This is a genomic window from Streptosporangium sp. 'caverna' (assembly GCF_003203775.1).
Lineage (GTDB): Bacteria > Actinomycetota > Actinomycetes > Streptosporangiales > Streptosporangiaceae > Streptosporangium > Streptosporangium subroseum.
Map to the genome: position 1 here is coordinate 268,456 of NZ_CP029711.1, position 20,770 is coordinate 289,225.

The 20,770-nt window shown below is 67.2% G+C and carries 18 protein-coding genes, 1 tRNA gene and 1 pseudogene; 16 read left to right on the forward strand and 4 right to left on the reverse strand.

What is annotated here, in order from left to right:
* Positions 1 to 48 precede the first annotated feature (48 nt).
* From DKM19_RS01330 to DKM19_RS01350, 5 genes are all read left to right on the forward strand, one after another.
* The gene (locus tag DKM19_RS01330; RefSeq protein WP_110694117.1) at positions 49 to 588 is read left to right on the forward strand and encodes an NADH-quinone oxidoreductase subunit C; all 540 of its coding nucleotides are present in this window, start codon (positions 49 to 51) and stop codon (positions 586 to 588) included.
* A complete protein-coding gene (nuoH, locus tag DKM19_RS01335) occupies positions 581 to 1,534 on the forward strand; it encodes an NADH-quinone oxidoreductase subunit NuoH (RefSeq protein ID WP_110694118.1) in 954 nt (317 codons plus the stop codon). The genes DKM19_RS01330 and nuoH overlap by 8 nt, the downstream gene beginning before the upstream one ends.
* 163 nt (positions 1,535 to 1,697) lie before the next feature.
* Positions 1,698 to 2,636 (forward strand): hypothetical protein, encoded by a 939-nt coding sequence (locus DKM19_RS01340; protein ID WP_110694119.1) that lies wholly within the window; start codon positions 1,698 to 1,700, stop codon positions 2,634 to 2,636.
* A 225-nt stretch (positions 2,637 to 2,861) separates the two neighbouring features.
* The gene (locus tag DKM19_RS01345; RefSeq protein WP_110694120.1) at positions 2,862 to 3,200 is read left to right on the forward strand and encodes a DUF6247 family protein; all 339 of its coding nucleotides are present in this window, start codon (positions 2,862 to 2,864) and stop codon (positions 3,198 to 3,200) included.
* A gap of 6 nt (positions 3,201 to 3,206) precedes the next feature.
* On the forward strand, positions 3,207 to 3,461 hold the full coding sequence (locus DKM19_RS01350; RefSeq protein WP_110694121.1) for a hypothetical protein: 255 nt from the start codon (positions 3,207 to 3,209) through the stop codon (positions 3,459 to 3,461).
* 199 nt (positions 3,462 to 3,660) lie between these two features.
* Here DKM19_RS01350 and DKM19_RS01355 read toward each other — a convergent pair whose 3' ends face one another.
* Positions 3,661 to 4,965: a serine/threonine-protein kinase gene (locus DKM19_RS01355; protein WP_162641191.1), complete on the reverse strand. Its 1,305-nt coding sequence runs from the start codon at positions 4,963 to 4,965 to the stop codon at positions 3,661 to 3,663.
* A 430-nt stretch (positions 4,966 to 5,395) separates the two neighbouring features.
* Here DKM19_RS01355 and DKM19_RS01360 point away from each other — a divergent pair, with 430 nt between their 5' ends.
* The 7 genes and pseudogenes from DKM19_RS01360 (at position 5,396) to htpX (ending at position 13,945) form a co-directional block, all read left to right on the forward strand.
* Entirely contained in the window at positions 5,396 to 6,526 is a 1,131-nt protein-coding gene (locus tag DKM19_RS01360) for a 4Fe-4S binding protein (protein ID WP_239514567.1), read from the forward strand.
* Positions 6,523 to 7,059, forward strand: a complete 537-nt coding sequence (locus DKM19_RS01365) for an NADH-quinone oxidoreductase subunit J (protein WP_089213549.1) — start codon at positions 6,523 to 6,525, stop codon at positions 7,057 to 7,059. The genes DKM19_RS01360 and DKM19_RS01365 overlap by 4 nt, the downstream gene beginning before the upstream one ends.
* 1 nt (position 7,060) lies before the next feature.
* Positions 7,061 to 7,357, forward strand: a pseudogene (gene nuoK / locus DKM19_RS52880) (NADH-quinone oxidoreductase subunit NuoK); the annotation flags it as partial.
* Between the two features lie 221 nt (positions 7,358 to 7,578).
* The gene (locus tag DKM19_RS01375; RefSeq protein WP_110694125.1) at positions 7,579 to 9,516 is read left to right on the forward strand and encodes an NADH-quinone oxidoreductase subunit L; all 1,938 of its coding nucleotides are present in this window, start codon (positions 7,579 to 7,581) and stop codon (positions 9,514 to 9,516) included.
* A 237-nt stretch (positions 9,517 to 9,753) separates the two neighbouring features.
* Positions 9,754 to 11,364 carry a NuoM family protein gene (locus DKM19_RS01380; RefSeq protein ID WP_110694126.1) on the forward strand — a complete coding sequence of 537 codons (1,611 nt, stop codon included), beginning with the start codon at positions 9,754 to 9,756 and terminating at the stop codon, positions 11,362 to 11,364.
* The gene (locus DKM19_RS01385) at positions 11,361 to 13,019 is read left to right on the forward strand and encodes an NADH-quinone oxidoreductase subunit N (protein WP_110694127.1); all 1,659 of its coding nucleotides are present in this window, start codon (positions 11,361 to 11,363) and stop codon (positions 13,017 to 13,019) included. Before DKM19_RS01380 ends, DKM19_RS01385 begins: the two co-directional genes overlap by 4 nt.
* A gap of 74 nt (positions 13,020 to 13,093) precedes the next feature.
* Positions 13,094 to 13,945 carry a zinc metalloprotease HtpX gene (gene htpX, locus DKM19_RS01390; protein ID WP_110694128.1) on the forward strand — a complete coding sequence of 284 codons (852 nt, stop codon included), beginning with the start codon at positions 13,094 to 13,096 and terminating at the stop codon, positions 13,943 to 13,945.
* A gap of 235 nt (positions 13,946 to 14,180) precedes the next feature.
* Here the strand turns inward: htpX and DKM19_RS01395 are convergent, their stop codons facing one another.
* Positions 14,181 to 14,756, reverse strand: coding sequence for a pyridoxamine 5'-phosphate oxidase family protein (locus tag DKM19_RS01395; RefSeq protein ID WP_110705415.1), 576 nt, complete (start codon positions 14,754 to 14,756; stop codon positions 14,181 to 14,183).
* Positions 14,757 to 14,905: 149 nt separating this feature from the next.
* Positions 14,906 to 15,844, reverse strand: coding sequence for a LysR family transcriptional regulator (locus DKM19_RS01400; RefSeq protein WP_110694129.1), 939 nt, complete (start codon positions 15,842 to 15,844; stop codon positions 14,906 to 14,908).
* Positions 15,845 to 16,008: 164 nt separating this feature from the next.
* Here DKM19_RS01400 and DKM19_RS01405 point away from each other — a divergent pair, with 164 nt between their 5' ends.
* Both DKM19_RS01405 and DKM19_RS01410 read left to right on the forward strand, forming a co-directional pair.
* Entirely contained in the window at positions 16,009 to 16,404 is a 396-nt protein-coding gene (locus DKM19_RS01405; RefSeq protein ID WP_110694130.1) for a hypothetical protein, read from the forward strand.
* A 10-nt stretch (positions 16,405 to 16,414) separates the two neighbouring features.
* The gene (locus tag DKM19_RS01410; RefSeq protein ID WP_110694131.1) at positions 16,415 to 17,278 is read left to right on the forward strand and encodes an alpha/beta fold hydrolase; all 864 of its coding nucleotides are present in this window, start codon (positions 16,415 to 16,417) and stop codon (positions 17,276 to 17,278) included.
* Positions 17,279 to 17,629: 351 nt separating this feature from the next.
* On the opposite strand, the gene DKM19_RS01415 is transcribed toward DKM19_RS01410, so the two are convergent.
* A complete protein-coding gene (locus DKM19_RS01415) occupies positions 17,630 to 18,124 on the reverse strand; it encodes a YajQ family cyclic di-GMP-binding protein (RefSeq protein WP_110694132.1) in 495 nt (164 codons plus the stop codon).
* 299 nt (positions 18,125 to 18,423) lie between these two features.
* Here DKM19_RS01415 and DKM19_RS01420 point away from each other — a divergent pair.
* A tRNA-Tyr gene (locus DKM19_RS01420) sits at positions 18,424 to 18,505 on the forward strand.
* 1,439 nt (positions 18,506 to 19,944) lie between these two features.
* Positions 19,945 to 20,730, forward strand: a complete 786-nt coding sequence (locus DKM19_RS49200; RefSeq protein WP_162641192.1) for a hypothetical protein — start codon at positions 19,945 to 19,947, stop codon at positions 20,728 to 20,730.
* The last annotated feature ends 40 nt before the right edge of the window (positions 20,731 to 20,770 follow it).

Sequence of the window (20,770 nt, forward strand, 5' to 3'; positions counted from 1 at the left end):
GGCGAGGAGCCGAGCGTATGCCGAGCAGCGAGGGGTGGTGAGCGGCCGATGAGCGCCGGTCCGATCGAGGAGCGATACGGCACGCGTGTCCAGGTGTCGGAGTCCTTCGGCGAGATCACGGTCGACGTGGCCGCCGCCGACTGGGTCGATCTGCTGGAGTTCGTCCGTTCCCAGGGTTACGAGTTCTTCGACTGGCTGACCGGCGTGGACGAGCCGCCGGACGAGTTCGGGATCGTCGCCCACGTCTTCGACCAGGCCTCGCGCCGTCACCTGCTGCTGCGCACGCGGGTGCCGCGCGCCGACCCCCGGCTGCCCAGCGCGGTCGGCGTCTTCCGCGGCGCGAACTGGCACGAGCGCGAAACCTTCGAGATGTTCGGCGTGATCTTCGAGGGGCATCCGAACCTGATCCCGCTGCTGCTGCCCGACGGCTTCGAGGGATTCCCCCTGCGCAAGGACTTCGTGCTGGCCGCCCGGGTGGCCAAGGCCTGGCCGGGGGCCAAGGAGCCGGGCGAGTCCGATCACGGCTCGCCGAGCCGCCGCAAGACCCTCCCGCCCGGCGTGCCCGCGGACTGGGGGCGTGATGGCTGAGGTGCTCGACGTCGCGGTCCGGCTCGTTGTGATCATTGCGATCTTCCTGGTGCTGCCGCTGGTCGCCGGGCAGATGGAGCACAAGGTCATGGCGCACATGCAGGCGCGCCTCGGCCCGATGTACGCCGGAGGCTTCCACGGCTGGGCCCAGCTGATCGCGGACGGGGTCAAGTTCATGCAGAAGGAGGAGGTGATCCCCACCGCCGCCGACCGCCGGGTCTTCGTCCTGGCGCCCGGGGTGGCGCTGATCCCCTACCTCGTGGTGATGATCGTCATCCCGGTCGGCCCCGGGCTGGTCGGGGTGGATCTGGACGCCGGCCTGTTCTTCGTCCTCGCCGTGATGGGGGTCGGCGTGCTCGGCTCGATCATGGCCGGATGGTCGTCGGGCAACAAATACTCGGTCCTGGGCGGGATCCGCTCGGCGGCCCAGCTCATGTCCTACGAGCTGCCGCTGGTCCTCGCCGCCTCCAGCGTCGCGATGGCCGCCGGCACGCTCTCGCTGCCGGGCATCGTGGAGTCCTGGCAGTGGTGGTGGCTGCCCTGGCAGGCGATCGGCGGGGTGGTCTTCTTCACCGCGGGGCTCGCCGAGCTGCGCCGCCCGCCGTTCGACATGCCGATCGCGGACTCCGAGATCATCATGGGCCCGATGACCGAGTACACCGGGATGCGGTTCGCCCTTTTCATGCTGGCCGAGTACGCCGGAATCATTGTGATCTCCGCGCTCACCAGCGTATTGTTCCTGGGCGGCTGGCACGGCCCCTTCCTGCCCGGGCCCGTGTGGATGCTCCTCAAGGTGTTCCTCCTGGTGTTCGTGGTCATCTGGCTCCGGGTGAGTTACCCCCGGCTCCGTGAGGACCAGCTCCAGAAGCTCGCCTGGGTCGGCCTGGTGCCGCTGGCGCTGGTCCAGCTCGCGCTGACGGGGGTCGTCAGGGTCCTCGCTGGATGATCTCCGTTCGCCCCGCCGGATCGAGGCGGGCACGGCCGCGGGCCTGCGGGAGGGGCGCGCCGTTTCGCCGTACGGACCCTGCGGACCGCTGCGACGTTCGAAGTGCGCACACTGGGCAGGAAGGCACACACACGTGTGACATCACAGGTCAGGATGGGAATGTATGACCCTCGCGCTTGCCGTGGAGAGAGACGAGCTGATCGTCGACGTGCCGGAGCACCGGCCGGTACGGCTGCCGCTGGCCGGGCGGGACCGGGTGAGCACGCTGCTGTTCTTCGGCTACCCCGGTAGGGGCAGGACGAGGTACGGCCTGGCGATGCTCGACCAGTCCGGTCTGGTGATGCTGCAGGCGCCGGGTTCCCGTTCGCGCGGGGCGGTGCAGGCGTTCGCCGCGGAGAGCGGCCTGACGTTCGAGGCGCGGGTGTTCGACACGGCGCAGCAGGCCAGGGTGGCGCTCGCTCGCAGGTCACCGCGCTGGCAGGGGGTGACCTGGCGCAGGCCGCCCCCGCCCCTGCCCCGGATCCGGGTGCCCGGGGTGAGGAGCCTGCGTCCGCCGATGAGCTCGCCGAAGGTCTGGTGGCGCGAGCAACTGCTGTACGGGCTCATGTGGCTGGTTCTCGCCTACGGCGCCGCCTTCGTGGCGCTGGTCGTCATCAACATGACGGACACCCGCGCCGAGGTCACCCGGGGTATGGGCCCGCTCGGGATCGTGGCCCTGGTCCTGGCCGCGCTGACGGTCGCCGGCGCCGTCGTCGTGGTCGGCGTCGGCCGTCGCCGCAGTCGCAACCAGACCACCCAGGGACGCGTGCTCCGGCGCCTGGGCGACCCGCACTGCCGCCTGGTGGCCGTCCACGGCCGGTTGCTGCTGGAGACCGCGCGCAGGACCCGCGAGATCGACGCGTCCACGTTGCTGCTGTACTCGGTGGAGTCCGGGGTGACGGGGCTGGTGATGGGCGACGGGCTGTTCCACCTGCCGGGATACTGGGATCCCCGGGAGACGGAACGCTTCGCCACACGGAACGGGCTCGCCCTCACGACCCGCACGCTGAGCCGTGAGGAGTATCTCGACCTGACCGTCCAGATGAAGGACGCGGTGCCCTGACGTTCCAGGGGGCCGCCCGGTTGCGGGAAGGGGTTTCCCGGGCTTGACGGCAACTCGTCGGTGCATTCGACGCCGCGATGCAGGCCTTTCCGAAAGGCCATGATCGCGCAGCGCGCAGGCGGGTGAACAAGTATCGGCGCACTTTAAGGCCACCTCTACGCGCGTGCGCGAGACGGTGCGCCTGTCGCGGTTTAGGCTGGTGGCAGGACGCAAAGGAGATACCTGGTGACCGCTCAGCCACATGGCCCCGCCCCCACCCCGGTTCCTGAGCGCACGCCCAAGGCCATCCGCGCCGCGCTCGCGCCGCAGCACGTTGAGGCGTTCGACCGGGAGTACCGGGCGGCGATGGCCCAGGCGACCGAAGAACTCGACCTGGCCCCGGCCCTGGACTTCATTGAACGCTGGTGGCCGATCGCCGTGCTGTGCGCTCGGGGGGAATACCAGCGGGTGACGGAGATCGCCGCCGGTATCGCAGGACGCGCCGACCGTGGCCAGGACCTTGCGACGGTCTCGTGGGAGGTCGCTGAGACGCGGCTGCGCGCCCGGATCGCGGCTGGCGAGTAGCGGTAGGTGTATCGGGTCGAGCACGACCCCGACGTCCTGGCCCAGCTCGACGCGCTGCCCGTCGAGGCGCTGCCGTTCTACCTGGAGCTGTGCGCCGCGTTGGAGACCGCTCCGTGGGGGTTGCCGTCCGCGTCCGCGACCAATCCCGACGAGCCGTTGCGCTCGGCCGCGTTCGGCGACCACAAGCGTGGCCTTGCCTTCTTCCTCATCTTGGAGGATCAACGGCGGGTCGCTGTGATCAAGATCCTCTGGGTCGGCTGAGCCCGGTTGAGAGTAAGGGTTAACGGGTCGACGCGTTCGCCGAGGCCACCAAGAAGCTCATGCTGGACACACGTAATGAGGACCTGTCCCCATCTTTTGCGCTGATCGGATGGCAGCAGCCCGCCGCGAACGTGAAAGCCCACTGCCTGAGGTGCGCCCACCTGACGTGCATCTGGCTGACGCACGCCCGGCGCACGGGTCAGTGCACGATTCGCAGCATGACGTCGGCCGCGGTGGGCCTGTTGCCCGGCTGCTTGTCCAGGCAGGAGGCGGCCAGCGGGCGCAGCGAGACAGGCAGGGATGACAGGTCCGGGTGATGGTTGATCACCCGGTTCAGGATCGCGGGAATGGTGTCCTCCCCGAAGGCCGCACGGCCGGAACCGGCGAAGATCATGGTGGCCGCCCAGCTGAACACGTCGGACTCCGGGCCGACCGCGCTTCCCGCGAGCTGCTCGGGGGACATGTAGGCGGGGGTGCCCATGATGTTGCCCGACGTCGCGGTGACCTGGTCCAGGGCACGGGCGATGCCGAAGTCGATCACGCGCGGCCCGTCGGAGCCGATCAGCACGTTGGCCGGCTTGAAATCCCGGTGCACCACGCCCGCCCGGTGGATCGCGGCCAGCGCGCCCGCCGTGGCCAGGGCCAGCCGGGTCAGCCCGTCCTCGTGGCGCGGCCCCCGGTCGCGGATCAGCTCCTCCAGCGAGACGCCTTCCACGTATTCACTGACGATGTACGCCTGGTTGTCGTTGATGTTCACGTCGAGTACCCGGGCCGTGGAGAACGTCGCCACCCTGCGCGTCGCCTCCACCTCCCGCAGGAACCGTGCCCGCACCACCGGGTCGCCGCTGAAGCGCTCGTGCAGGACCTTGACCGCGACCTTCTGCCCCTGCGGGGTGAGCGCGAGATGGACCGTTCCCTGACCGCCCTCGCCCAGTTTGCCGATCAGCCGGTACGGCCCGATCCAGCCCTGGGGCCCCTGGGGCCGGCGGTCGTGGGCCTGGTGGTCCTGACCGTGATGCCGCTGGTTGGTGGGGGCCGGCACGCGATGAGCCTGGCCGGGAGGGACAGGTGTGTGGTGAGCCTGGCCGGGAGGGGCGGGTGTGTGGCGGTCCTGGCCGGGGTGACCCTGACCGTACCGGCCCTGGGGCCGGTCGTGCTGCGTCTGGGGCCGGTACGCGGGCACGTACGTGTCCGGGCGACCGGCGCGGGCGATGGAGTGAACGGAACCCGGTACCGGAGGCGTGCGCTGCTGGAACACGGCGCCCCTGATGATCAGCGCATGGCCCAGCCCGCCCAGCCAGCTGCCGAACAGCCCGATCGTCCCGAGGGCGTCCAGCCAGGCCGGGATCAACTCCGAGTCCTCGTAGGCCACCGCGCCGACCATGAAGCTCCCGATGCCGAGACCGTAGAGGACCGCGGCGAATACCAGCCAGGGGCTCCGCAGCCGGTATGCGGCATGGCCCATGATGACCGGGGTGCCGATGCCGCAAGTGAAGATGGGCACCAGCGTCCACACCACACTCCACCCCGTGTTGGATCGCGAGGGCGGCTGCGGATACCAATCGGGTCCGTACTGGTGGGACATGTCGCGAAGAATACGTATTTTTTAAGGTCCTCGTATCCCGCTTGAGATTGATTGGGCGATGAGGCTCAATAGTCGAACACACAGACTGTGGATAACTGCTGTGGATAACTTGGGAAGATTGAGGGCGATCCCTTTCCCGGGTCTGCCGCATTCCCGAGCGCCCCGCCGTACGTCATGATGTTGAGTTGTGGCACGCATACCAGGAGTGGGGTTGGCAAAGGGACTATCCATCACCCTTCGCCACATGCTGAGCCGATCCGTGACCCAGCAGTACCCCGAAGTCCAGCCGGAACTTCCTCCCCGGAGCCGGGGAGTGATCGGGCTGGTCGAGGAGAACTGCACGGTATGCATGCTCTGTGCCCGTGAGTGTCCCGACTGGTGCATCTACATCGACTCCCACAAGGAGACCCTCCCCGCCCCCGAGGGCGGCCGTCCCCGCGCCCGCAACGCGCTCGACCGCTTCGCGATCGACTTCTCCCTGTGCATGTACTGCGGGATCTGCATCGAGGTATGCCCATTCGACGCGCTCTTCTGGGCTCCGGAATTCGAGTACGCCGAGGGCGACATCCGCAACCTCATCCACGAGAAGGACAAGCTCGCGGGCTGGATCCAGGCCGTCCCGCCGCCGCCGGCCCACGAACTCAACGCCGATCCCCCGAAGGAGCTGTCGGCCGCCTCCCGCCCGGTCCGCTCCGGCGCGGGAAGGACGGCGCCCGGCGCGCCGCCCAGAACGGCCGCCACCGCCCCGGACGTCGCCCCGAGCAGCGCTTCCGACGCGTCTGACGCGGCCGCAGGCACCGCCGGCGATTCCGGTACGGCGAGCGGCCCCGGTACGGCGGGCGGCCCCGGTGCGGCGGGCGGCTCCGAGGCGGCCGGAACGGCACCCGGCGCGAAACCGGATAGGCCTGCTAGACCAGATAGACCGGTGAGGCCGGCGCGAGGGACTTCGGCGGGACATGCGAATGTCCGGGCCATCCGCCCGCCCGGATCCCTCCCGAAGAAGGATGATCCGCCCACGGGCGGTTCATCCACAGACGCCCCATCTGCAAGCGGCTCCTCCACAGACGGCCCGCCCGCAGGTGCGTCGTCCACAGACGGCCCGCCCGCAAGCGGCTCATCCACAGAGGGCCCCTCCGCAAGTGGCTCCTCCACGAGCGGTTCGTCCGCGGGTGAGTCATCCACAGAGGGCCCGCCTGCAAGCGGCTCATCCATGGGCAGCCCGCCCGTAGGTGGCTCATCCACAGATGACTCGTCCGGGGATGAGCCATCCATGGACGGCCCGCCCGCAGGAGAGCCATCCACAGGTGGCCCGTCCACGGACGAGTCATCCACAGGTGGCCCATCCACAGACGAGTCATCCACAGGTGAGTCGCCTACCGGAAAGTTATCCACAGGTAAAGGCGGCGTACCTCCGGCGGCAGGAACATCAGGGCAGACTTCGGCGACGGATCCGAGTGGAGAGCCGGAGGAGAAGCCGTGACCGAGGTGCCGTCCTATCTGCCGCCGACCGGGCAGGAGATCATCTTCCTTCTGCTGGGTGTGGTGGCCGTCGGGTCGGCACTGCTCGTCGTGACCACCAAGCAGGTTGTCCACGCGGCCCTGTGGCTGGTCGTCTGCTTCGGCGCGCTGGCCGGGTGCTATCTGATCCTGACCGCCGAGTTCGTCGCCTGGGTCCAGGTGCTGATCTACGTCGGCGCGATCGTGGTCCTGCTCCTCTTCGGCATCATGCTCACCCGCGCCCCGATCGGCAGGACCGCCGACCTCGACAGCCGAAACCGCCCGGCCGCCGCGATCGTGGCGATCGCCACGGCGGCCGTGCTGGTCACCGTGGTCATCGATGGCTTCCGCGCCGCCTATGCCCCCCTCGAAGCCGGTGGGGGGTCGGCCAAGGAGCTCGGCTCCAGCATCTTCCGCAACTGGGTGCTCCCCTTCGAGGTGCTCTCGATCCTCCTGCTGGCCGCCCTGATCGGCGCCATCGTCCTGTCCCGCACCGACATCCGCGGGAGGGACTGACGTGCACGTCGTCTATCCGACGGTTGTCTCGGCGCTGCTGTTCTCCATCGGCGTGTACGGCGTGCTCGCCCGTCGCAACACGATCCTCGTGCTGATGTCCGTCGAGCTCATGCTCAACGCCGTCAACCTCAACCTGGTCGTGTTCGACGTGTGGCTGCGTGACCGGCTCCACGGTGGCCAGGTTCTCACGCTGTTCGTCATCGTGATCGCCGCCGCGGAGGTCGGGCTCGGCCTGGCGATCATTCTCGCGCTCTACCGCAACCGCCAGACCATCGACCTCGACCGCCTCCGCACCCTGACCGAACCCGCCGATTCCGGCACCGACCCGGAAGGCGGCTCGGCCCCCGGCACCTCGGCCAACGCTCCCACCTCCGGCCCCGGCCCCGATGCCGGCCCGGCCCGGGGGGCGGCCCCGGCCGGCGCACCCAGCGGCATCGTCTCCCCAGGCAACCTCCTCGACAGCGCCGCCGGCCGGGCAGAGACCAACTCAGAACCGATCATCCGGCCAGGTGAAACCTCGTGATCACCATTGCCGCACTTGTCATCCTGCTGCCGTTTGTCGCGGCGGCTGTCGGGCTTCTCGGTTCCCGGTTTCCCCGGGGCCTCCGTGGCGGAGCCGCCGATGCGGCGGCGAATCGCCGGGCGGCCTGGATCGCCGTCGTGCCCACCGCGATCTCCGCGGTGCTGGCGATCTGGCTCGCCTACTCCAATTGGGCCGGCATGGGCGAGGGGCGCGGAGAGCTGCTCCCCGTCCCCGCCGGATCCGGGGGCTCGGCGGGGATCGAGGGCGTCACCGCCACGTTCGACGTCATCGAGACGGGCTCGGTGTCGATCTCGGTGGGGCTGCTCGTCGACGGCCTCGCCGCCTCGATCGCGGTGCTGGCCGCCGTGGTCGCGCTGGCCGTGCAGGTCTATTCGATCGGCTACATGCGCGACGACCGTCGTTACCCGTCCTACAGCGCGTTCATCAGCCTGTTCACCAGCGCCATGCTCCTGGTCGTCTACGCGGCGGACCTTCTGGTCCTCTACGTGGGCTGGGAGATCATGGGCCTCTGCTCCTACCTGCTGATCGGGCACTGGTGGGAAGACCGGGCCAACTCCCGGGCGGCGATCAAGGCGTTCCTCGTCACCCGGATCGGCGACGTCGGCTTCCTGTTCGGCATCTTCGTCCTCGGGACGGCGGCCGGCAGCTTCAGGATCGCCGACGTCATCGCCAAGGTTCCCGAGATGTCCTCCGGCACGATCATCGCCGCGACCATGCTGCTGCTCGCCGGAGTCGCGGGGAAAAGCGCCCAGGCTCCGTTGCACGTCTGGCTACCCGACGCGATGGCCGGACCGACCCCGATCAGCGCGCTCATCCACGCGGCCACCATGGTCGCCGCCGGCATCTTCATCGTCGCCCGGCTCTACCCGGTTTTCCTCGGTGCCCGACCCACCCTGGACGTGCTCGCGGTTATCGCCGCGCTCGGCATGCTCGGGGCCGCCCTCGCCGCCCTGGCACAGGATGACCTCAAACGCGTCCTCGCCTACTCCACGATCAGCCAGCTCGCCTACATGGCGGGTGCCCTGGCCGCCGGATCCGACCGTGCGGCGATCTTCCACCTGATCACCCACGGTGCCTTCAAGGCGCTGCTCTTCCTCTGCGCGGGAGCGGTGATCCACGCGGTCGGCTCCAACCTCATGAGCGCGATGGGAGGCCTGCGCCGGGAGCTCCCCATAACCTTCGTCACGATGACGATCGGCTTCGCCGCCCTGATGGGTCTGCCTCCGGCCAGTGGCTTCTTCAGCAAGGACGAGGTGCTGGTGGCCATGGAGCAGGCGCTGTCCAGCGGACCGCTCACCGACGCGGCGGCCCTGCTGCTGTACGGCTGCGCGCTGGTCACGGTCGCGGTGACCGGCGCCTACGCCACCCGCGCATGGCTGCGCACCTTCTTCGGGGAGCGTCCCATTATCGCCCTCCCCGAGCCCGCGCCCGGTACGGCCCACGTCATCGACGTTCACGAGGCACCGGCCACCATGCGCTGGCCGATCATGATCCTCTCCGTGCCGGCCCTGCTCCTGGGCTTCGTCGGGATCGCGGACGTCCACTGGGGCGCCGCCGCCCTCAGCGTCGTGATGGCGCTGCTGGGCGCGGGCGTGGTCTACGTCGTGTGGCGCAGCGACCCTCTGAGCGACCCGGCCCGCATGCTCGGCCCCTTCCGTGCCCCCTGCGAGCAGGCCTTCTACGTCGACTCCGTCTACAACGCACTGTTCGTCCGGCCGGTGCTGGACCTCGCCCGCCTCGTCGTCCGTACCGACGACCACCTGGTGGACGGCGCGGTGCGCGGCTCGGGCCGGGCGACCATGAGCCTGTCGAGGCTGGTGCGTCTGGTACAGAACGGCAACGTCCAGCTCTACATCACCGGCCTGCTCTCGGGTGTCCTCCTCATCGTGGCCTGGGCGGTGATCTTTAGATGATCTCTCTGCTCTTTTGGGGAATCGTGGCCGCCGTCGTGTTGCTCCTGATCCGTCTGGCGGTGATGCGCCGATGAGCGCGGACTCGATCGCGTCACCTGGGCGATACGCCCGAATCGTCGTGTCGCCGAGGCGGCATGCCCGAATCGTCGTGTCGCCCGGACAGCATGCCCGAATCATCGTGTCGCTCGGGCGACACGCCTGGATCGCCTCCCCGACGCCGGGAGAGGTGGCCGAGTCATGAGCTGGGTGCTGATCGCGCTTCTCGGGGTGCCGCTGGCCGGTGCCGCCGCGCTGCTCGCGCCGTCCAGGATGGACGCCGTGGCCAGGGGGCGGCTGCTCAGGGTGCACGGTCTGGCCGTGTCCGGGGTCACGTTCGCGCTGTCCGTGGTGCTGGCCGTCGGGTTCGACTACGGCGACGCGGCCCGGGTGCAGTTCTCGACGGACCTGGCCTGGATTCCCGGGCTCGACCTCAGGTTCCACCTCGGCCTGGACGGCATCTCGCTCCCGCTGGTCGTGCTGACCACGCTGCTGACCTTCCTCTGCTTCGTCTACCTGTGCTGGGGCAGCGCCGACGGCCCCGGGCAACTACTGCGGCCCAAGGCCGGCGGCAACCGTCCCCGGGCGCTGGTGTTCACGCTGCTCATCCTCGAAGTAGGCATGATCGGTACGTTCCTCGCACTCGACCTGCTCCTGTTCTTCGTGTTCTTCGAGGTCGTCCTCATCCCGATGTATTTCGTCATCGCCATCTGGGGCGGGCGAGCCCGGCGGGCGGCGGCGATCAAGTTCATCCTCTACACGCTGCTCGGCTCGGCCGTTCTCCTGCTCGGTCTGCTGCTCATCTGGGCGCAGACCGGGACCCTGGACATGGTCGCCCTCGCGCGGGCGCAGGGGGCGGGCATGTCCCGCTCGGTGCAGATCATCGCTTTCATAGCCGTCGGCATCGGCTTCGCGGTCAAGACCCCGATGTGGCCGCTGCACACGTGGCTGCCCGACGCCCATACCGAGGCGCCGACCGTCGGCTCGGTGCTCCTGGCGGGTGTGCTCCTCAAGATGGGCACGTACGGCTTCGCCCGCATCGCGATCCCGGTCCTGCCGGACGGCGCCGCGGCGGCCGCCCCCTGGCTCGGGGCCTTCGCCGTGATCGGCATCATCTACGGCTCCCTCGCCTGTCTCGCCCAGCGCGATCTCAAGCGGATGATCGCCTACTCCTCGGTCGGGCACATGGGCTTCGTGCTGCTGGGGTTCGCCACACTCACCCCGGTCGGCTTCAACGCCGCCCTGTTCGGCAACATCGCCCACGGCCTGATCACCGCCCTGCTCTTTTTCATCGCAGGAGCGATCAAGGAGCGCCACGGCACCTCCGTCATGCCCGCGCTCGGTGGCGGCATGCTGTCGCGTCTGCCGCACCTCGGCTCCCTGCTGACCTTCGCCTGCATCGCCTCCCTGGGGCTGCCGGGACTGGCGGGTTTCTGGGGCGAGATGCTCGCCCTCTTCGGTGCGTTCCAACCGGCCGCCGGCCTGTCCCGCTCCCTCTACCTGACCTTCATGGTCATCGGAGGTCTCGGCACCGTGCTGACCGCCGCCTACTTCCTGCTCATGCTCTCCCGGGTCACCCACGGCCGGGGCACCGAGACCATCCACGCCCCGGTGCTCGCCGCGGTGGGCGGAGGAACCGATCCCTCCCGGGTCGTGGTGGGTGCCGGAAACGCGCGCATGCGCGACGTCACGAGCTACGAGCTGGCCGCCTGGGTGCCGCTGGTCGGGTTGATCCTGCTGTTCGGTCTCTGGCCGAAGGCGCTTCTCTCCCTCACCGATCCGGTGGTCCACACCCTCCTGGGGGCGCCGTGATCCAGTCAATCGACTACTACGCGGTCGCACCGCTGCTGATCCTGGCCCTCACCGCCGGGCTCGTGCTGCTTCTGGATGCCTTCCTGCCTCACCGGCCGTATGTCCGGCGGGCGCTCGGCGGGGTCACTCTGGCCGGTGTGACCGGCGCCCTGGCCGTGGTGGTCTCCCAGGCCATGCGCACCGGAGGGCCGCTGAAGACCTTCTGCGTGCCGGACGGGCTGCTCGGCCCCTCCGGCGGCGCGGGCGGCGGGACCGCACTCCTGACGGCCCCGCCGGTGGCGGGCCAGGTCGCCGCGGCGCCGTGCTCGTTCGTGGTCGACGACTTCACGCTGATTTTTACGGGCCTCGCGCTGGCCGCGGGGATCGTCGTGGTGCTGCTGTCGGCGGCGGAGCTCGCCTCCGGAGACATCCCGGTCGGCGAATGGTACTTCCTGCTGCTCTGCATGCTCGCGGGTGCCGTCGCCCTACCCGCCTCCCGCGATCTGATCATGTTGTTGGTCGCGCTGGAGCTGGTCTCGCTGCCGGTGTTCGCGCTCACCGCGCTCAAGCGCTACGACGGCCGAAGCTCCGAGGCGGCGGTCAAGCTCTTCCTGGTCTCGGTGGTCTCCACCGCGGTGATGCTCTTCGGGGTCTCCCTGCTGTACGGAACGACCGGGACCGTCTATCTCGACCGCATCGCCCAGACCCTGCGGGAGGGCGTTCCCCCGTCCATCGCCGGTCTCGGCCCAGGCCAGGGCGTCGCCGGCGTCCACTCCTCCTCGCTGGAGATCAGCCACGACCTGCCCGTGGTGGTCACCGCGGCCGTGGTGCTGGTTCTCGCCGGGTTCGCCTTCAAGATCGCGGCGGTGCCGTTCCACGCGTGGGCGGGCGACGTCTACCAGGGCGCTCCCATCCCCGTCGCGGCCCTTCTCTCCGTCATCTCCAAGGCTGCCGGGTTCGCGGGCCTGATCCTCATCCTGGTCATCGCCCTGGGGAGCCAGGCCGCCACCTGGGTCCCGCTGATCGCGATCATCGCCGCGCTGACCATGACCGTGGGCAACCTGCTCGCCATGCGGCAGCGCCACGCCGTGCGCCTGCTCGCCTGGTCCTCCGTCGCGCAGTCGGGCTACATCCTCGCCCCCCTCGGCGTCCGGAACGACGAGGCGATGAGCGCGTCGATCGCCTACCTGGTGTTCTACGCGGCGATGAACATCGGGGCGTTCGCGGTGGTCATGCTGGTGTCGAGACGGTCCGCGCGAAACGAGCTGGACGACTACCGGGGCCTGGTGTTCCAGAACCCCGCGGCCGGGCTGGCACTGGCCTTCTTCCTGATCTGCCTGGCCGGCCTGCCCCCGGGACTGGCCGGACTGTTCGCCAAGATCGTGGTGTTCCGGGAGATCGTCGACGGCGGCGGAGGCTGGCTGGCCGTGGTGATGGCGGTCAACACGGTCATCGGCCTCTACTACTACGTCGCCTGGGCTGTGCGGATCTTCACTCCGGCCCCGGTGACCACGGGCGGCGTCACGGCCATGACCGCCGGGGCGGGCGGCAGCCGTACCGGGTGGGTGCCCGCGGGCGTGGCGATCGCGCTGGCCGCAATCATCGCGGTGGCGTTCTCGATCGCCCCCCAAATCGTGCTCGATCTCCTGCCGGCGGCGTTCATTACCCCGGGCTGAACACTCAGGGGAACGTTCGACCTGGCCGGAGACGTTGGACTGGTGAAACAGCATCAACCGATAAGGGGGATGTAGTGCACCACAACGGTCTGCGTACGGCGATCCTTCTCGGCGCACTGTCCGCGGTGATCATCGCGGCGGGAGCGTGGCTGGGAGGCGGTTCCGGCGTGCAGATCGCGGTTCTGATCGCGCTGGCGACGAACGGCATCGCCTACTTCTTCTCCGACCGTATCGCCCTGTCCGCCATGCGCGCCCGGCCGGTGGGCGAGGTCGAGCAGCCGACGCTCTACCGGATCGTGCGTGAGCTCTCCACCGAGGCTCGCCAGCCCATGCCCAGGCTGTACGTCTCGCCGACCATGCAGCCCAATGCCTTCGCGACCGGACGCAACCCCCGCAACGCCGTGATCTGCGTGACCTACGGGATCACCCAGCTGCTCGACGAGCGCGAGCTGCGCGGGGTCATCGGGCACGAGCTGTCCCACGTTTACAATCGGGACATCCTGATCTCCTCGGTGGCGGGGGCGCTCGCCACGATCATCACCTACCTCGGCTACGTCGGCCTGTTCTTCGGTGGCGGAGACGACGACGAGGGGCCAGGCTTCATCGGCGCGCTGCTCATGATCGTGCTCGGTCCGGTCGCCGCCGGAGTGATCCAGATGGCCATCTCCCGGTCCCGGGAGTACCAGGCGGACGAGTCCGGAGCCCGGCTGACGGGCGATCCGCTGGCCCTCGCCTCGGCGCTCAGGAAGATCGAGATGGGCACCCGTCAGCTGCCGCTCCCCGAGAACGGCCGCCTGGCCTCCGCCTCTCACCTCATGATCGCCAATCCCTTCCGGGGTGCCGGAATCGGCCGGATGTTCTCCACCCATCCACCCACGGCCGAGCGCGTCGCCCGCCTGGAGCGGATGGCGGGCTACCGCCGCTGACGCCGTCGCCCGGTCCCGCATGGCGGGCCGGGGACCCCTTGTCCTCCTCCGCCGTGGCCCAACCCGACAGCGATGATCATTCCGGCGGAAGCGGCGGGCAGGCGCAGCAACCTCATCGAGCGCCTCCTGACCTCTCGGACAGGGGGCCCGCCACGTACAGACTTACCGGACGCCGCGTGGGATGCCGGCCGACGGCGCCGTCACACATGTCGTCGGGATCAGGGCGGTCCCGATTTCAGGAATGGTGGGCTACCGGATTGGTCTCCTCCGGGGAGAGACCGGGGATGCCGTCGATGCTCTCGCGGTTGTTCTTGGCGCGGTAGGCGCGCTGCTGCTGGACCTCCTTGCGCCCCGCCCATTCGTCCAGGAGCGTCCGGTCCTCGTCGAAGGACATGAACGGCACCGAGAAACCGCAGGAGTCGGAGATCCGGTCGCAATTGACGATGATGATCGACCTGACGCCGGGGTGCGGGCCGAAATTCTTGATCAGCTCGGAGAACTCGGAGTCCTCCGGCACGACGACCCGGCCGGTGCCGTACAGGCGAAGAATGTTGGGGGGACCGGAGAAGGCGCAGAACATGACCGTGATGCGGCCGTTCTGGCGGAGGTGGGAGATGGTCTCCACGCCGCTGCCGTCCAGATCGAGATAGGCGACCGTGAGGTCGTCGAGGATGGCGAAGGTGTCGGCGTATCCCTTGGGGGAGACGTTGACGTGACCACCCTTCTCGGGGGCCGTCGCGATGAAGTAAACCGGCTGGGCTCCGATGAACTCACGTAGCCGATCGTTGAGCTTGTCGTGAATTTTCCCCATGAACATGAACATAGTTTGTCGTCGCTCACCTGACAGCCCCGGGTCCACAAGTTGCCGTTTCCGTCCACCGCCTGCCGGGAACATCGCCGTCTACCGCCTGCCAGGAACATGGCCGGTCAGGAACGCCGGCCGGTGGCGATGCCGACGAACTACGAGGCAGCGCTTCTCCACCCGTCACCCGGAGCCGACATCCGGCTCCCGTCGATTTCGGCGATCTCGCGGGCGACCCGTACGAAGTCCCGCACCAGCGGGGTTTCGTGATCAGCGCACCAGGCCACGACGACGGAGGTGGGGGGTAGCCCCGTGGTGGGGACGAAGGCCAGTCCCGGGCGCGCGTAGAAACGTTGCGCCGAGGCCTGCGCGAACGCCACCCCCGCGTCCATGAGAATCGACTCCAGGCATTCGTCCACCGTGACGACCTCTCGGCCGATGCGGACCGGGTGGCCCTTCCGCTGGTCCAGGGCAAGCCAGAAGTCACGACAGGGCTCCGGCGCTCTCCAGGCGACGAACGGCTCGTCGAGCACGTCCTCGACACTCACCACATCGCGACCGGCGAGGGGGTTGGCGGCGGAGACGATGAGCACACGCGGCTCGGTGAAGAGGGTCTCGGTGTGCAGCCACGGGATGTGCCCCAGCGGAGGCCGGGTCAGCGCCACATCGACATGGCCGGTGCCGAGTCCCGCGAGCGGCTCGCGGAAGTCGTACTGGTGCATCTCCACGCTGACGCCGGCATGGTGGTCGCGGAAGCGCCGTGTGATCAGCGGGGTGAGTTCGGCGGCGGCGTTGGCCACGAACCCGATCACAAACGTCTGTGCCCGTTCCTCGGCCACTCTCCGGGTGACCACGACCGCCTGCTCCCAGGCGGCGAGGACCGTACGGGCCTCGCCCTCGAACTCCTTGCCCGCGGGGGTCAGGATGACTCCGCGACTGGTGCGTTCGAACAGTCGCACGCCGAGGTGCTGCTCAAGACGGTGGATCTGATCACTGAGCGTCGGCTGCGAGACGAACAGGCGTGCGGCGGCCCGGCGGAAGTGCAACTCCTCGGCGACCGCGAGGAAGTAACGCACCAGCCGGAGGTTCTCGTCCACTCTTCCACGGTAGAACTCGTCCCTCGCGGACCCGATGCCGGGTGATAGACCGCGTCTATCACCCGGCCCGGATTCGCTATTGGACTTCGGCAGACGGCGTTCCTAGCGTCGGGAACGTACGGGGAACCCATCCGTGACCGGGTCCGGAGCGGGGAGGGACGTCCATGAGCACCACGGCTGTGGCCGACCGCTGGGCGGCGGAATTCCAGCGCGTCTCCGACGACGACGCCGAGCTTTCGGCGCACGGGAGGTATTTCTCGTGCGACTACCTGCTCGACATGGGCGAGCGAAGCTACATCGTGCGCGTCCACCGAGGAAAGATCGAGGAGATCGTCATCGACCCGGGCCCGCTGGAGGCCTACCAGTTCGCACTCCGGGCGAGTGCCGACACCTGGCGGAAGTTCTCTCAGGACCCGCCTCCGCCGATGTTCCACGGAATCTGGGCAGCCTCGTTCAGGGAGGACATGAGCCTTGAGGGCGACCTGCTCGTCCTCATGCAGAACCTGCGATGCCTGACCCGCCAGCTCGAACTGCTGCGCGTCACCGGCGCGCCGGTGTGAGGGGGAGACGATGGCACGGGGAGTCATTTCGCCCGTCACCGGGCACTACGTCACGATCGACGTACAGGGCGACCGATGCAAGGTCTTCTACCTGGAGAACGGCCGGGGCCGCCCGCTCGTCTGCCAGCACACCGCGGGCTGCCACAACCACCAGTGGCGCGACCTGCTCGAGGACGAGGAGATCACCCGCGACTACCGGGTGATCGCCTACGACCTGGCCCGGCACGGCAAGTCCGACCCGCCGCACAACACCGAGTGGTGGAAGGAGGAGTACAGGCTCACCGCCGACTACTTCGTCGACTTCATCACCGAATTCTGCGACGCCCTCGAACTCGAAGACCCGATCTTCATGGGCTCCTCGTTCGGCGGCAACGTCGCGCTGCAGCTCGCACTTCGCCACCCGGAACGCTTCGCCGGAGTCATCCCGGTCGAGGCCGCCGACTACTCACCCGGCTTCTACCTCGACTGGTGGCAACACCCTCACGCCAACGCCGCCCAGGTGTGCGCCAGCGGGGTCTGGGATCTCATGGCGCCCCAGTCGCCCGAGATGGATCGGCGGCTCACCTGGTTCTACTACAGCCAGGGCGCGGAGGCGTTCAAGGGCGATCTGTACTTCTACTCGGTGGATCACGATCTGCGAGGCCGGCTCCACGAGATCAACGGGGAGGAATGCCCGGTCGTGCTGATGACTGGAACCTACGACTACCTCACGACGCCAGGGGACAGCCGGCGCAGCGCCCAGCAGATCAAGGGCGGTCATTTCATCGAGATGCCGGACATCGGCCACTTCCCGATGAGTGAGAACTACCCGGTGTTCAGGATCTACCTTCAGGAGGCGCTGCGCCATATCGAGGGGGCGACGCCGAAGCGATAGGCCGGTCCGTACGCGGAGAGGTCCGAGACGCGACGGGACGACGCCGAAGAGACAAGCCGGGCCCGTACGCGGAGAGGTCCGAGACGCGCGAGATGCGAGACACGATGGGGCGACACCGAAGCGACAAGCCGGGCCCGTACATGGAGAGGTCGGAGACGCGGTGTGTGAGACGCGAGGCACGACGGTGAGGCCCGAGACGGGGGAGAAGAAGGCGGGCACGGTGGGAGGCCCGAGGCACAGGAGAAAACACGCGCCCTGATGGACGATGCCCTCAGCCGTGTGCCCCGGATGTGCCCTCCCGAGCAGAGCAAACCCTGAACATGCAGCCCAGAGCCCTGATTGCCCAGCCTGCTATCTGTAGTTCGTGAACTGAAGGGCGATCTCCAGGTCCTTGCCCTTGAGCAGGGCGATGACCTCCTGGAGCTCGTCTCTCTTCTTGGAGCTCACCCGCAGCTCCTCGCCCTGGATCTGGGCCTTGACGCCCTTGGGCCCCTCGTCCCGGATGATCTTTGAGATCTTCCTGGCATGATCCTGGTCGATGCCCTCCTTGAGGGTGACCAGAAGGCGGTAGTCCTTGCCTGACAGCTTGGGCTCATCCGCGTCCAGGATCTTGAGCGAGAGATTCCGCTTGATCAGCTTTTCCTTGAACACGTCAAGGACCGCGTTGGCGCGCTCCTCGCTGTTGGCTTTGATCTCGATGGCCTTCTGGCCGCCGGACCAGGCGATGGTCGCGCCGGTGCCCTTGAAGTCAAATCGGTGCCCGACCTCCTTGACCGTCTGGTTCAGCGCGTTGTCGGCCTCCTGGTGGTCGATCTTGCTGACGATGTCAAAACTGCTGTCGGCCATGCGTCGACTATCCTCTCTAGCTCTCTTGTCGACCCTAGCGCTTCGCTTATCGGCTCACGATGAAGGTGACCGTCAACATCGAGGCGACGGCGCCAAGGGGCCGATTTTCCTGCCCTCTCCACGTCGGATCGGGGCGAGGAGCGGCAGGGGCTCATCCCCGCGCAGGGCCGTCATGAGGGGCGATGTTGGTCGCAAAAGTCCTGGTTGGGCAGGCTATCGGCGGGGGGACTCCGCGGATGTCACGTCACGCCCCGAAGTCCGCTATTCTTCTTCCTGTCGCCGCCGAAAGCGGAGGACGCGGCAGGTTGCCCGAGTGGTCAAAGGGAGCGGTCTGTAAAACCGTCGGCTCAGCCTACGCAGGTTCAAGTCCTGCACCTGCCACACCAGCGTAAAGAGGCCCCTCACCAGCAGAGATGCGGTGAGGGGCCTTCTTCGTTCTTGATCCGTGAGTCCCCGTGATTCCCCGTTGTTTTCCGCGAGATCTGGCACGCCTGTGGCACGTGATCAACCCTCAGATCATGCGCGAAGGCGTTCGCTTCCTCGGCCTGATCTTCCCGTCGTCTCGACCCACCGCGAAGCGGCAGCGGGCCGGCGACGGAAGGGCAAGCCCGTCTTCGTGTGTTCGTTCACCGGCGGATGTTCCTCGATCATGAGATGCCAACGGTTACAGACGGGCTTGAGCCGGAGGAGTTGGCCTGCTGGGCTTGCCTGGGTCGCGGCAGACGGGATGATCAAGCCCACCTCAGCCACATACGACCCTGTGGTCGCGTACTGACGATCATCTCGGAGCCAAGTGCCCCCGCCGGAGGCACGGCGGTTTCAAAAGGGCGTAGGTCCCCAAACGATGTCCGTCCTCGCCCTGCGCCCTAGGCACGCCCGAATAGGGCAGGGTGGAGATCACCTTGGGAAAGATGAGCCCCACCCTGTCTCGCTAGCCGATCGTCTTAGTGATGGTCGACCACGCTCATGAGGTAGTAGTCGCCACGACCGCAGCCCGCAGCCCGCGGTCCGAAGTCCAGGGCTTCGAACTGAGAGTAGTGATGGTGTGCGCCACCGCAGAAGGCGCAGCACTCAACGATCACGAGCGTCCTCTTACGCCGACCTGCCGGAGGGTAGGCCAAGCCGACGACGGCCCGGATGGTCGGACATGACGTCGCCCATTGGACCGTAATGGGATCTTTAGCGGGGTCGGTCTCACCGTCGAAGGCATGGTGAGTAGAATCAGACATAGAGCTCCTTCGAAAACGATCATTTCGCGATGACGGTTTTGGGTCGGAGCCTCGGGCCTGGAGAGGGATACCGGAGTGCTGCTAACACTCCGCCTCACCAGGCCCTTACTCGTTCCCGGGTCGGGCCGACCTCGTCTCCAGGCGTCTGGGCACACTTATGCCGCCGAAGCCTCGGAGGGGTTGATCTACGCTCAATATAGGGCATGGGAGCCTCGAACACACTTCCACCGCGCCCGTGTCGTCACAGATCAGTTGCATGGCTAGGTTTCGCCCTTGCGCCGACGCAATGACTGTGACTCAGGCCACACGGCTGGCCTTCGAAGGTGAGCATGTCTCATGAAATGGGGCCGCGGCCCCCTTCCCGTTGACCGCGCCCCCAAAGAAGACGTGCATGCGCCTGCGGAATTTTGTTAAGTGACTACACAGAGGAGCCCTCTCGCTCCACTTCTCACCTAGATAGCCGCCAGAGCTACGAACGCCTGCCACGCCTGTTCAAATCCCAGTATTTGGCAAGCATCACGAGTTTCCGTTGCGTGCACGCAACGTACTGCCGTAGCCTGACTGCGTTCGACTAAGGCAAGGAGGTCACACATGCCACCGAGCGACAAAAGTCGTCAACAGGCACCAAACTCCTTCTGGGACTGGCTAGATCCAACCTCGCGAGGCCTGGGGTACACCTCTGAAGCTGCGCTTGCTCGAGCGCTTGAGATCAGCCCAACCACCGTGATGCGATGGCGTCAAGGCAGCAAGCCAAACATCCGGCAGCTTCTGACCGTGAGCCGCGTGTTTGGAGTGAAACTCGAACCGCTACTTGTGCTGGCCGGCCTAGTGCCGCCTGAAGCGGTCGGTAACACAGACCTGCCCGAGTCACCATCCTCCGTCACTCCTATTGAGCGAGCGATCATAGAGGCGGACCTGGATGAACATCTTCGCGAAGTCCTAGCCTATTACTGGAAAGAAAGAAGGCTAGAGGAGCTTAATCGCATAGAACGGCTCATCGCCTTACTGAAAGAAACAAAAATCCCACTTAGCGAAGAGCGCTATAGCGGAGATATCGGTAGGATATTTCAAACAAGTTTGTCGACCCAAGTATCCAAAGTAATCGCCGAGTGGACATCTCATCGAATGGGTGAGCAAGCTTCACGCAGGCGACGCAAGCCCTTTGAGCCAGATGCCCAATTCGTAACGAGATTCATTAGCAGAATCAGCGACAGCGTGAGAATTGTGGAACAGGAAAATGAATATTCATTTGAGGTTTTAACGGGCGGGAAGAAAACCTTGAAGGCGGGTCCATTCTCCACATTAGAGAATGCAGAAAGAGCACGCGAAGCTTTTTTGGAACAAGCAGGAGAAATGCTAAAAAGCAGACTTCCATAGTATTCTAAAGTCATTTGTCGATTTTATTTTTCCATCATGG

What these genes read in the sequence shown, in the direction of transcription:
- DKM19_RS01330 (WP_110694117.1), top strand. Translation starts at nt 49, where the DNA reads ATGAGCGCCGGTCCGATCGAGGAGCGATACGGCACGCGTGTCCAGGTG.
- nuoH (WP_110694118.1), top strand. Translation starts at nt 581, where the DNA reads ATGGCTGAGGTGCTCGACGTCGCGGTCCGGCTCGTTGTGATCATTGCG.
- DKM19_RS01340 (WP_110694119.1), top strand. Translation starts at nt 1,698, where the DNA reads ATGACCCTCGCGCTTGCCGTGGAGAGAGACGAGCTGATCGTCGACGTG.
- DKM19_RS01360 (WP_239514567.1), top strand. Translation starts at nt 5,396, where the DNA reads ATGCTCTGTGCCCGTGAGTGTCCCGACTGGTGCATCTACATCGACTCC.
- DKM19_RS01380 (WP_110694126.1), top strand. Translation starts at nt 9,754, where the DNA reads ATGAGCTGGGTGCTGATCGCGCTTCTCGGGGTGCCGCTGGCCGGTGCC.
- DKM19_RS01395 (WP_110705415.1), bottom strand. Translation starts at nt 14,756, where the DNA reads ATGGGGAAAATTCACGACAAGCTCAACGATCGGCTACGTGAGTTCATC.
- DKM19_RS01405 (WP_110694130.1), top strand. Translation starts at nt 16,009, where the DNA reads ATGAGCACCACGGCTGTGGCCGACCGCTGGGCGGCGGAATTCCAGCGC.
- DKM19_RS01410 (WP_110694131.1), top strand. Translation starts at nt 16,415, where the DNA reads ATGGCACGGGGAGTCATTTCGCCCGTCACCGGGCACTACGTCACGATC.
- DKM19_RS01415 (WP_110694132.1), bottom strand. Translation starts at nt 18,124, where the DNA reads ATGGCCGACAGCAGTTTTGACATCGTCAGCAAGATCGACCACCAGGAG.
- DKM19_RS49200 (WP_162641192.1), top strand. Translation starts at nt 19,945, where the DNA reads ATGCCACCGAGCGACAAAAGTCGTCAACAGGCACCAAACTCCTTCTGG.